This is a genomic window from Peribacillus sp. N1 (assembly GCF_054600815.1).
In genome coordinates, this window is the sequence record NZ_BAAHZO010000003.1 from 186,594 (window position 1) to 198,826 (window position 12,233).

Annotated in this window: 12 protein-coding genes and 1 riboswitch; of the genes, 4 read left to right on the forward strand and 8 right to left on the reverse strand. The window is 39.2% G+C overall.

What is annotated here, in order from left to right:
* Positions 1-108 precede the first annotated feature (108 nt).
* The 3 genes from ACYP5M_RS13830 to ACYP5M_RS13840 form a co-directional block, all read right to left on the reverse strand.
* On the reverse strand, positions 109-642 hold the full coding sequence (locus ACYP5M_RS13830) for a YhcN/YlaJ family sporulation lipoprotein (protein WP_101223676.1): 534 nt from the start codon (positions 640-642) through the stop codon (positions 109-111).
* A 54-nt stretch (positions 643-696) separates the two neighbouring features.
* Positions 697-1,017 carry a quaternary ammonium compound efflux SMR transporter SugE gene (sugE, locus tag ACYP5M_RS13835; protein WP_459735169.1) on the reverse strand — a complete coding sequence of 107 codons (321 nt, stop codon included), beginning with the start codon at positions 1,015-1,017 and terminating at the stop codon, positions 697-699.
* Between the two features lie 48 nt (positions 1,018-1,065).
* Positions 1,066-1,164: riboswitch (guanidine-I (ykkC/yxkD leader) on the reverse strand.
* 40 nt (positions 1,165-1,204) lie between these two features.
* Complete coding sequence (locus ACYP5M_RS13840; protein ID WP_101223678.1) at positions 1,205-1,534, reverse strand: DUF948 domain-containing protein; 330 nt, start codon at positions 1,532-1,534, stop codon at positions 1,205-1,207.
* A 118-nt stretch (positions 1,535-1,652) separates the two neighbouring features.
* On the opposite strand from ACYP5M_RS13840, the gene ACYP5M_RS13845 reads away from it, so the two are divergent.
* Together ACYP5M_RS13845 and ACYP5M_RS13850 are read left to right on the forward strand one after the other, a co-directional pair.
* Positions 1,653-1,832: a hypothetical protein gene (locus ACYP5M_RS13845; RefSeq protein WP_101223679.1), complete on the forward strand. Its 180-nt coding sequence runs from the start codon at positions 1,653-1,655 to the stop codon at positions 1,830-1,832.
* Between the two features lie 377 nt (positions 1,833-2,209).
* Entirely contained in the window at positions 2,210-2,830 is a 621-nt protein-coding gene (locus ACYP5M_RS13850) for an RraA family protein (RefSeq protein ID WP_459735170.1), read from the forward strand.
* 55 nt (positions 2,831-2,885) lie between these two features.
* Here ACYP5M_RS13850 and ACYP5M_RS13855 read toward each other — a convergent pair whose 3' ends face one another.
* The 5 genes from ACYP5M_RS13855 to ACYP5M_RS13875 all read right to left on the reverse strand — a co-directional run bounded on the left by ACYP5M_RS13855 (position 2,886) and on the right by ACYP5M_RS13875 (position 9,750).
* Entirely contained in the window at positions 2,886-4,853 is a 1,968-nt protein-coding gene (locus ACYP5M_RS13855) for an LTA synthase family protein (RefSeq protein WP_101223681.1), read from the reverse strand.
* Between the two features lie 1,097 nt (positions 4,854-5,950).
* Positions 5,951-6,895, reverse strand: coding sequence for a siderophore ABC transporter substrate-binding protein (locus tag ACYP5M_RS13860; RefSeq protein ID WP_434169740.1), 945 nt, complete (start codon positions 6,893-6,895; stop codon positions 5,951-5,953).
* A gap of 212 nt (positions 6,896-7,107) precedes the next feature.
* Positions 7,108-7,866 carry an iron ABC transporter ATP-binding protein gene (locus ACYP5M_RS13865; RefSeq protein ID WP_101223682.1) on the reverse strand — a complete coding sequence of 253 codons (759 nt, stop codon included), beginning with the start codon at positions 7,864-7,866 and terminating at the stop codon, positions 7,108-7,110.
* A complete protein-coding gene (locus ACYP5M_RS13870) occupies positions 7,860-8,807 on the reverse strand; it encodes an iron chelate uptake ABC transporter family permease subunit (RefSeq protein WP_101223683.1) in 948 nt (315 codons plus the stop codon). Before ACYP5M_RS13870 ends, ACYP5M_RS13865 begins: the two co-directional genes overlap by 7 nt.
* Positions 8,800-9,750 (reverse strand): ABC transporter permease, encoded by a 951-nt coding sequence (locus tag ACYP5M_RS13875; protein ID WP_452444661.1) that lies wholly within the window; start codon positions 9,748-9,750, stop codon positions 8,800-8,802. Before ACYP5M_RS13875 ends, ACYP5M_RS13870 begins: the two co-directional genes overlap by 8 nt.
* A gap of 271 nt (positions 9,751-10,021) precedes the next feature.
* Between ACYP5M_RS13875 and ACYP5M_RS13880 the strand changes: the two genes are divergently transcribed.
* Both ACYP5M_RS13880 and ACYP5M_RS13885 read left to right on the forward strand, forming a co-directional pair.
* Positions 10,022-10,363 (forward strand): DUF1450 domain-containing protein, encoded by a 342-nt coding sequence (locus ACYP5M_RS13880; protein WP_157831059.1) that lies wholly within the window; start codon positions 10,022-10,024, stop codon positions 10,361-10,363.
* A gap of 218 nt (positions 10,364-10,581) precedes the next feature.
* A complete protein-coding gene (locus ACYP5M_RS13885) occupies positions 10,582-12,231 on the forward strand; it encodes a M14 family metallopeptidase (protein WP_260358725.1) in 1,650 nt (549 codons plus the stop codon).
* Positions 12,232-12,233: the final 2 nt, after the last annotated feature.

Consider the following 12,233-nt stretch of genomic DNA (forward strand, 5'->3'; position numbering starts at 1 on the left):
TATTGTAACCACCCTATTTAAAGTTAGTCATGATCCACCGATATCCTTAAAATAGGAAAAGACCTATCCGGAATCCACCGGATAAGTCTTTAATTCAATAATAACCAATTACCTTTGACTTGGAAAAATCCGTGTTACAAGTTCACGGAACTCTTCAGCAAATCCTGCAACGGGTTTTCCATTCTCGATATCATTCGCATACCCTTCCATTCTTTGAACAAAATCCGGGTTTGCCGACACATAAACTTGGTCTACTGATGGATCGGCTCCCCTTACTGTATCAGCAACCCTTTCTTTAAGGTCATTCGAGATATCCTTATCCCCGCCATCTTTTAATACTGCCCCTACATAAGCATTATTTTCAGTCACGATGACACTCGCATTACTTACTTCCTTCATGGCTTCAACTCGATTTGAGATATCATCGGAGACTCTCATACCGTTAATACCATTATTATTATTAGCATTATTTTCATCATTAACATTTTGCCTTGTGTCGCTTACATTCATCGGATTATCTAAATTATCCTGATGGGAACGATTCAGGCCAAGATTTTCACTGGCTCCTTCGTTATCATTAGTCGCACAACCTGTAATCACTAAAGCCATCATCGCACTTGATACTATCGCTTTATAATTCATATTCTTCACTCCTCAAAAATCATTTAACATTACTATTTGCGAGGAGTGGATAGATTATTCAGAAGAAGTGACCTTCAAGCCGATTATTCCCACCAAAATGAAACCGACGAATACCAAACGCATCGCACCCTTAGGCTCGTTAAATACGATGATGCCTACCAGAACAGCTCCAAGAGCCCCTATTCCTGTCCAAATTGCATACGCTGTCCCCATAGGCAGCGTTTTTATAGCCGATGACAAAAAGTAAAAACTAATAACCATGCCAGCAATCGTAATGATAGAAGGTAATAATTTCGTAAAACCCTCGGTATACTTTAAACTTGTCGCCCATACCACTTCAAATAATCCTGCAATCACCAATTGAACCCATGCCATCTATTTTCCCTCCAATTACAAAAAAAGCCCGAAAGGTCATAAATCATAACCTCCCGGGCTTTTTTCCCTCCGTGTACGCAGGTTTCTGCGCGTTTCTCTTGGACCATTCCGGTAAAATTCAGCCGAGGAACCCTAGAAACTTATTATTTCCATACTATATCATGTACATTTCAAATCGGTCAAACACTTATGCATCGCTTCTGTTTCTAAGCTTCCACTTGTCACCTTTAATTGAAAACCAAATATTTTTAAAGGGTTCAGGTATTTCTTTAGCCGCCTCAACCGTATATTGCACGGCCTCTTTTTTATATTGGACATCTTCAGTGATTTCTTGCTGTGTCATGGCGAGTTGGTCCGTCTCCGATTTAATCTGGTCCGTTTTGGCCTGGATGCGTGTAACGGTTTCAGTCACATTTTCAATTGTGGGTTTGGAATCCTTAAATGTTTTAAAAGCAAAAAACGCTAAATAGATAATCGCTCCGATAAAGAGGGCAAGACTAATATATACAATGACCACCTAGATTCCTCCTTTTATTTTACCTTTACTATACCCGTAATAATTGAGCAGAAAACGAATCCCTATGTATTTTCTTTTATGCCTGGTCATATTATTGAAAGAAAAAGGAGGAATGAAAATGAATCAAATGCCTCTGCTTAAAGCCTGTTTTAAAGCTGGAATCCACTTTATCAGACATATGACCATACAGCAGGCTGCCACTATTGCAGGAATCATTTTTTTAATCATTCATCCAGAAATTTTCAGTCCCCTTTGGCTTACACTGGCAACATCCGTCTTGATTCTGCTCCTGCTTTGAAGATTGTAAGTAGCCTCCCGCACACTGGTTGAGTTATGGATTTCTTCGCTGACACCCACATCAGGAAAACACCGAGGGTATGCGCAACATTCAGAAGTACATACGGGACCAAGCAGGCAACAGGCCGGCGCGTTGGATTTCACCCTTACTGCTAAGTGATTTCAATTCCTTCATAACGATAATCTATAAAGTTTAATCAAACGGTTGATTAAAAAGGAATTTGACTTGAACCCCCTTGCGACAGAAGAACTTCCCTCCCCCTTCATAAATTGTTTACACTACATTTGCCATTTTATCAAACGGAAAGTTATTAGAAAATTACAGAATTTGTGTATAATTAGGCTATATTCATTAACTCTTAAGGAGGAATCATAGTCATGGATACTCTTATTCAACAGTTCAGAAATTTGCCCACCACGGCGATTTCTGATGCAATGGACGGGTTGAGCAATCTGGAATCGGCGATTAAACCCTTAAAGGAAGAGTTTCGTCTGGCCGGACGAGCTTTGACCGTACAGATGACCGTCGGTGATAATTCAGCCGTGTTAAAAGCAATTGGTGAAGCAAAGCCTGGGGATATAATTGTCGTTGACAGCAAGGGTGATACATACCGGGCTATAGCAGGAGACTTTGTCGTCGGCATGATGCAGACCATGGAAGTTGGCGGTCTCGTTATCGATGGAGTCATTCGCGATCTTGAAGCGATTAAAGAATTGAATTTCCCTGTTTTCAGCAAAGGGACGACGGTTGCCTCAAGCGGCAAGGCAGGTGTAGGCCAAACAAATATCCCCATTTCCTGTGGAGGTGTCAACGTACTTCCAGGTGACATCATAATAGGTGACATGGATGGAGTCGTGGTCGTGCCACAAGCCAAGGGTGAAGAAATCCTGAATAAAGCGAAGGATAAAATCATGAAGGATGAACAGCGTGCTGAAAAATATGCAGGGAAGCCTGATGAAATTAGAAAGTATATTGCCATGATGACAAATAAAGAATGACACATATAAAAAACAGGCAGGAAGCGATGGCTTTCTGCCTGTTTTTTCATTAGCCTTATTTATCGGTCTTATCTTCCTTAGAAGCCTCTTCATCATATGTGTAATCATAATCAGCAGGGTCTATCGGTTTAAAACCATTTGGAGTATAGAAACGGAGTAAGTCGCCGTTCACTACTTGGTCGGATAAATTGAGCATCGTTTCAGCTCTCTTTTTATAATTGAGGATATCATCATTTTCCTCGACCAATTCTCCTGTTTTAGTATCGTAGTATTTCCCTTTAATGGAAGTGACATCAGGTGTTACAAAATCACCATTCCTGAAAGGTACTACTTCATTATGATCTTTTGACAATAAATCTGAACCGAATTGTACATAATCTTTAGATTCAATTCCTAACAAATGCAATAAAGTCGGGAGAAGGTCAATCTGTCCTCCGTATTGGTGCATTTCCCCGCCTTCTACACCTGGAACATGAATCAATAAAGGTACACGTTGCAATTGGGCATTCTCAAATGCGCCAACATCCTTGCCAAGCACTTTTGACATGGCTTCTTTATGGTTTTCGGAAATACCATAGTGATCACCATACATAACGATTACCGAATTATCATATAGACCGGATTCCTTCAGATAATCGAAAAACTCTTTAAGCGCCTCATCAGCATAGCGTGCAGTTTGGAAGTAACTATCAACGGAAGCATCGCCTGTCGTATGCTTACCGATTGTTGCTTTTTCCTGGTCCATCGAATATGGGAAATGATGAGACACCGTTATGAATTTTGTATAGAAAGGTTGTTTAAGCGTTTCTAACATTGGAATCGATTCCTTGAAGAAGGGCTTATCCATTAATCCATAACTTAGTACTTCCTCTTTATTTTCCATATTATAATGGTTAGCATCAAAGAACTGGTTAAAACCAAGCGACTTATACATATTATCCCGGTTCCAGAAAGATTTGTAATTACCATGGAACACAGCAGATGTGTATCCTTGTTGTCCTAAAATAGCTGGTGCCGCTTGATACGTATTTTGGGAACGGTTTGTGAATGCTGCCCCTTGTGGTAAACCGAACAGGGAATTTTCAAGCATGAATTCAGCATCCGCCGTTTTACCTTGGCCTACTTGATGGAAGAAATTATCAAAGTGCATGAAATCTGACTTATCTGCTGCAAGTGAGTTCAAAAATGGAGTTACTTCTTCCCCATTCAACTTATAATCAATCAGGAAATTCTGCATTGATTCCAAATGCAGGTAGATGACATTCTTACCTTTGGCTGCACCAAAATACTCAGGGTTCGGTTCAGCGCTTGTTGCTTTCGTATAGTTGACGACTTCTGCGATATCCGTGCTGTTAGCAGTCGCACGCTGAGCGTATGTTTTAGTGTTCTGAACGGCATCATAAACCGTATAGTTGAACATGCCCAAATATTTGACGATATAGTTTCGGTCGAATGTTCTTGATAATAATTGCGGGCGATCCTTTTCAGCAAGTCCTAAATTGATCGCGAAAATTGCAAGTCCCGCTAGGTAAACCATTCCGACTGTACGGCGTTTGACTTTGAAGTCTTCCACTTTAAAGTCTTTGAATCTGTACAATACGATCAAAAGAACCGTATCAAGGAAATAAAATACATCATGACCTTTAAATAATTCTAAAATACTCGGTCCTAAATCCCCGGCATTTTGTACTTGCGTCAGGGTTGGCAATGTAATGAAATCGGTAAATGACCGGTAGTATACAATATTGAAGAATAACCATAGGGACATCAATAGATTCAACCTGATGATCCATTTAAACGATTTTTTGCCTCTAGCCAATAGTGCCAAGCCAAAGAATAATATGGCTGAACTAATCGGGTTTATGAACAGCAAGAACTGTTGCAGTCCATTCTCAAGACCTAAGTTAAATTCAATTCGATATCCAATATAAGTTTTTATCCAAAACAAGACTACCGCAATAAAGAAAAAGCCTAGTATGTTATCTGCAAATAAATGCCGGCTTTTTTTAAGAAAATTATTCATGCTTTCACCTCTATTAATCTAGTGGTTTATTTATATAAATTTTTACAAACTTACAAAAGACGGAAAAACGGAAACCTTATAATAGCATTCTTTCACTTGGATAGTCAAGATTGTGAAAACCACCTTTTGTCACATCCATAACTCTAAATCCAGAACACTTCTTTAGCTTATGAACAAGCCTTTGAAAAAATACAGAGGTTCGCCCGTCTCGAATGTTCAGCGCACCTATAACAAATATATAGGAACTCCATGTCTTAATCCAATAAATATTACCGTAACTTTTTGGGGTGACTGCGGATGACAGTCACTGTTTTAGTTTCACGTCCTTGAACCTTTTCCATTATAAACGACTCTTTATAAAAAAACCAGTACATTACAAAATATGTAAGGATATAAATCTTCAATTATTGAAAAATATCTGTAATTCCGAGGATTCCTTTCCCGATAATTCGACAGTTTAAACTGGATTGCCGAATACATGGATGGCATCTCTCCTCCGCACTTTTGTTACCCCATTCAAAACCCAAGCGTGCAAAAGTTTGACTCATTCATAATTGCATCCTGCCGCTCCAAAATCCCATAAAATAACAAATGGATTTCGTGTAATATCGACATCATTCCCTCCGGCTTCTTTATTAGCTTTTTTCAAAAATATTTCCTGAAAATCCTGATCATATTAGTTTTATATTTTTACTTTCAGGATAATTTTTATCATCCATAAAAGATTTGATTTACCAAAATTAACTTAAATTACAATTTATAAAACTCCTCTTGGAAACGGAAAGCTTCAAGTATCCATGGATTTGACATTATAATAGGAAGAAACTGAATTTTTTCATATCGGCTGTAGGGTCACATTCCTTCGATTTCAGCCTATATAAGCTATAAAAAGCAACTGGTGTGAATATACCTTGTCCTTTTCCCATTTCCCCTTAATTTGGTCGTGGGGGACCTTATAAGCTTACCTGTGTTTCTCAACTTTATATGTGAATTCTTTTGTCCCCTTTGTTAGTATATTGGTTTCATCGAGCTTTATTATAAAAAAAAAAAAATCCTGCCCTCGATTGAGGACAGGATTTTCTTTAATCATATTTATATTACTTAACGCCTTCTGAAACTTCTTTAACCATAGCGTTAACAGATTCTAAACCGCCGCCTGATAAGTACCAGTAGTTAGGGTCTAGATAAATGATGTTACCTTCTTTAAATGCCTTTGTATTTTTTACGATGTCATTTTCAATCGTTTCTTTCGCTGCAGCACCATCACCGGCAACAGCATCTCTATCTACAACGAATAGGTAGTCAGGATTCTTTTCAGCAATATATTCGAAAGAAATACTTTGACCGTGTGTCGATACTTCCAATTTATCATCTACTGCAGGTACTCCGAATACATCATGGATGATTCCAAATCTTGAATCCGGTCCGTAAGCACTTACTTTTCCGCCGCTAGAAAGAACGATTAAACCAGTTTTGTCAGTTGGAGCTTTTTCCTTCAAAGCATTAATGTTTTCTTCAACACTTGCCAATTCTTTAGCTGCTTCGTCTTTTTTATCGAAGATTTTACCTAAAAGTGTTACGTTTTCTTCAAAGGATTCCATATACTTTGTTGTATCTACACCAACAAAAACAGTAGGGGCAATTTTGCTTAATTCTTCATATGCTTCAGATTGACGGCCAGAAATTAGGATTAAGTCAGGAGCAATTTCGTTGATTTTTTCGAAGTCAGGCTCTTTTAACCCACCGGCATTTTCAGTTGTACCTTCATATTTAGAAAGGTATTCTGGAAGGCCATCATGAGGAACAGCTGCTACTTCCACACCCAATTTATCAAGAGTATCAAGAGTACCCATATCGAATACAACGACTTTTTCAGGGTTTGTTTTTACTTTCGTCTCGCCTAGTTGGTGCTTAACTGTAATTTCTTCGCTTTTAGCATTTTCTTTTTTCGCGCTTGATTCTTCTTTTTCCTTATCTGATCCACAAGCCACAGCCACTACAGCCAGCATTGCAACCAAAAGCAGTAAAGATAATTTCTTAATCATTATGGTCACCTCGAAAAGTATTTTTTTATTTAAAATTACATATTGAATCCTCACCTTCACAGAGTTTACCTTCATCACTTTCCCTGCCATATGAACAGGAGGCGGCTAAAGTCCTGGGCGCCCGCCAACTCTTAACAGCCTAATGTGCGTTTGAGATATTCTGGGACGGCTACGAATACTGAAGTAATTTAAAACCAAATGGAATTGTCTTAAGTGAAGTACACACAGATCTTATTGTCATTGATGCTTTGGATTTCAATATCCATATCATAGATTTCCTTTAATACATTGGAATTGATGACTTGTTCGGTAGGTCCATTATGAACAACCTTGCCATCCTTCAATGCGACTATATAGTCGGAATAACAGGATGCAAAATTAATATCATGAATGACGATAATGACCGTTTTCCCCAATTCATCGGCCAATCTCCTCAATACCTTCATGATTTGGACGGAATGCTTCATGTCAAGATTGTTCAGGGGTTCATCAAGAAGTACATACTCCGTGTTCTGAGCAATAACCATGGCAATGAAGGCCCGCTGTTGCTGCCCGCCGCTAAGCTGGTCAAGAAACTTATCCTGCATGTCAGCGAGTTCCATATATTCAATCGCTTCATCGACGTATCTCCAATCCTCTTTAGTCAGTTTGCCTTGTGAATAAGGAAAACGGCCAAAGGCGACGAGTTCACGAATCGTTAAACGGATATTGATATGGTTAGCCTGTTTTAAGATGGCAATCTTCTTCGCAAGTTCATTGCTATTGAATTTCCCCATATCCTTACCCTCGATCAGGACTTCTCCTGAATCCCGGGTAATGAGACGGCTGATCATCGAAAGGACGGTACTTTTCCCCGCTCCATTGGGACCGATGAAGGATGTGATTTTCCCTTTCTTTATTTCAATGGAAACATCCTCGACAACCGTTTTATTATTATATTTTTTGAATAAATTTTTCACTTCTACCATGATTTATTCTCCTTTAATAGAAGATAGATGAAATAGACGCCGCCGACAAAATTGATGATGACACTCAATGTGGTTGAGAACGTAAAGATCCTCTCTACGATGAATTGGCCGCCGACCAAGGCAATCACACTGATCAGCATTGCACCCGGGATGATATGTTTATGCTGATAGGACTTAATGAATTGATAAGCCACATTTGCAACAAGCAATCCGAGGAACGTGATTGGACCGATCAGGGCAGTCGAAATGGAGATTAAAACCGTAACGACGATTAAAACCCGCTTCGTGACAAAATCATAATCCACACCCAAGTTTATGGCTTGGTCCCTCCCCAGGGACATGACATCTAAATACTTCAAAAATCTCATGAAATATATCATTGCCGCTATCATGAGGATAATAGCTAACGTTAATAGGTCCGTGTTGACATTATTGAAGCTGGCGAACATTTTATTTTGAATGATTTGAAATTCATTCGGATCAATCAATACCTGCATGAATGAAGACATGCTGCCGAATAAGGTTCCGAAGATGATACCGATCAGCAATAGGAAGTAAATATTGCGGTTTTTCTTGAACATGAACTTGAACAGCAGGCTTGCAAAAATAAGCATGGCCGCAAGTGTAATCAGGAAATTGAGATTTTTATTCATGATCATGATATGCGTTGAACCGAAGATGAAAATGACTCCCGTTTGGATCAGCATATACATGGAGTCCAACCCTAAAATGCTTGGTGTCAGGATTTTATTATTCGTGACCGTTTGGAAAATCACTGTTGAAAAAGCTATTGCACAGCCTACCACGATGATGGCGATGATTTTTATGACCCTTCTCGGCAGAGCATAATCCCAATTCGGGCCAAGGTCCCAAAAGATATAACCTGCCGTTAAAGCAGCTGCAAGAACAGCCAATATAATGATTCTACTTTTATTATTCATATGCCTTTCTCCTCATTATCAGATAGATAAATACGGCGCTTCCTATCACACCAACCACGAGTCCGATCGGGATTTCAAATGGATATATGAGGATCCTGCCCAGAATATCGCAGATCAATAGGAAAACTGCCCCTAGCAATGCTGTATGAGAAAGACTCTTTTTCAAATTGTCACCAAGGTAAAGGGATACAATATTTGGTACGATCAACCCTATGAAAGGAATCGTTCCCACCGTTAACAAAACGACAGTGGAGGATAATGCCACGATGATCAACCCAAAATTGACTATAAGCTTATAATTGAGTCCTAGATTGATAGCAAACTCCTCACCCATCCCTGCAACAGTGAATTTATTGGCAAAGAAGTATGCGAGAATGACGAGAGGGATACTTAGATATATAAGTTCGTACCTTCCCGACATGATCATCGAGAAATCCCCATTCATCCATGTGTTGAGGCTTTGAATCAAATCATATTTATAGGCAAAGAAAGTCGAGATGGATCCGACGATATTACCAAACATCAAACCAACCAATGGAATGAAAATCGTATCCTTATATTTCACTTGATCAAGAATTTTCATGAACAAGAATGTACCTGCCAAAGCGAATATGAAAGCGAATGCCATTTTCTCAATAAGTGCTGCCGATGGAAAAATTATAATGGCAAGAAGAAGTCCCAGCCTTGCAGAGTCCATGGTACCGGCAGTCGTCGGGGATACAAATTTATTGCGGCTCAATTGCTGCATGATCAGACCGCTTATACTCATCACGATACCGGCAATGACTATGGTCACCATTCTGGGGAAACGGCTTTGCAGCATGATTTGCACTTTATCATCACTTAGATCCAATAAATCCAGGGGGGTAATATCTTTTACACCAATGAATAATGACGTAAATGATAAAACAATTAACGCCATGAATAAATATCTTATCTTCATCTACATTTCCTACTCTTCCTATCTCACCTAATACAGCGATAATATTTTTAATTAAATATATTTGAATACAGACTATCGCAAAGTCAACTAATGAAATCGCGATCATGAAGTTGCAATAGTTACAAGGTTCTTCCATTCGTGATAATGAGATTCATTATCATTATCAGTCATTCTTATTCTATCATCTCTCAGATATGTGTCAATATATACAAGTGAATTAGTTTGATATTCTCCGGATAGTCAGATTGTAAAGAATTTGGATGAACCAATCATGCATTTCGTTACAGGAAATGATAAAATCAAAATAACAAATATTTACTCTTCCAATGAAAGAAGCGATATGATGAAAAACTTGTTATCCAAAGTGTTCTCAAAAAAGGCGAAAATCCAAATTGAATTTTGCCAAAATAATCTTGACCGCTTCCTTAATGAACAAACTGTTGCCGATTATGGTAAGTTCTTAGAGAATCCAAGGATTCAATATAAGGAATATGAATGTTTAAGTGAGTGTAAACTTTGTAAGAATACCCCCTATGCGAAAGTGAATGGCCAGATAATGAGTGGCGAAGATTCACAGGATCTTTTAAATAAGTTACAAGATCAATTGAAATGATACGGGCCAAGCAAATTGCTTGAACGTGTCATTTTTACTTTCCACCTGTAATTATACAGAATACAGGTGATGAACATCTATTAAAAGGCATTGCGAATTGTGCTATGGAATCATTAATCTAGTCGTTACTTCCTGTTTTTCACTATTTCAAACGTTTTCACTGTATAAACAGCTTGAAATATGATAATTTATGGAAAAAGATAGACAGGAGGACGTCCATGAAAAAAATCATTCCTACCATCGTATCTGTCGTAACACTAGGTCTTGTCACTGGATTGCCTGGCCCTATAGCCAAGGCGGAAGAATTCACCCCTTATTATGGAAATGGTCCAAGCTACATTCAACCAGATAACCTCTCCCACCTTTTCCCTGACCCTAATGTTTCTTTCAAGACCCCTGCCTTTAAACAGAACAAGGTCGCCTTTACGAGCCAGGAAGAATTGTTGGATTCCATCAGGTCCCTCTCCCATAAAAACAAAAACATCCAGGTCAAGACGATAGGTAAATCCACAGAAGGACGCGACATCCCGATGCTTCTTTTCAGCAAGGATTCAAAAAGGCAGATTAAGAATTCCCATAAACCATTGATTTGGATTCAAGGTCAAATCCATGGCAATGAACCCGCCTCAGGTGAATCTACATTAGTCCTTGCACAATGGCTGGCTGAAGGCAAGCTTGGTGATGTCCTCGATAAAGTGAATGTTGCCATCGTTCCACGAGTCAATCCTGATGGCTCTTATTATTTCAAACGATATACCGCAAATGACATGGATGCGAATAGGGACTACTTAAAAGTGGAGTATCCTGAAGTGCAGACGATTCATCAGTCAATCGATGATTATGAACCTGAAGTCATTCTGGATGTACATGAATATACAGTGAATCCTGCCCCCCTGAAAAAGGTGGGAGCAAATGGATCAATCGCTTCCTATGATTTACTCATCTCCTCAGCCAAGAATTTAAATATTCCCGCACAGCTTCGAAAAGCTTCCGATGAACTGCTTTTGCCTAATGTTTTTAAAACTTTGGAAAAAGAAAAGCTTTCCTATCACGATTACTATACACTGGCCACTTCTGATGATGGAGTCCTTACCGCCACAGAAGGAAGCACAGAAGCCCGGATTGGCCGAAACGCCCTCGGTTTGAAAAATACAATGACCTATTTAATTGAAACAAGGGGGATCAATATCGGCCGTACGGATTTTAAACGACGTGTTTTTGCACAAGCTACAGCACAGGCAGCATTCATCAAAACGGCAGCCGAACAGGCCAGTAAGGTTAAAAAAGCCGTTAGTCAGGCAGAAACTGAAGTCGTGCGAAAAGGGCGAAAAGCAAATGATAACGATAAAATTGTCATCACCAGCGAAAATAAATTGATTAAGGATCAAAAATTGACAGTAGTCGATTTAGCGAAAGCCAAAATGGTCGATGCCTCCATCGATTGGCTGGATTCTACCGATGCCTCCCCTACCCTTGTCAGAGATCGTCCGACAGCTTATATCCTTCCACCAGAATATAAAAATATCGCCCAGAAACTTCAGATATTGGGAGTGGAAGTGAAAAAATTAAAAAAACCTATGAAAGTAGCTGTTGAAAGCTATAGGGTCAAGGATTTAAAAGTTTCCGCTGAACTGGAAAGCGGACATTCCACAAGGGAAGTAACGACCACGGTTACTTCAAAAACCCGGGATTTCCCAAAAGGAAGCTATGTTTTCGACATGGCCCAGCCTGATGCCAACTTCATCTCCCTTGCCCTCGAACCTGAAGGCATGGACAGCTATGTGACATTCAATTTCATCCCGGCTGACAAGGGAAAAGAATTGCCGATTTACCGCTATATGCAGCCATCTTCCTTACCCGTTAAATGATG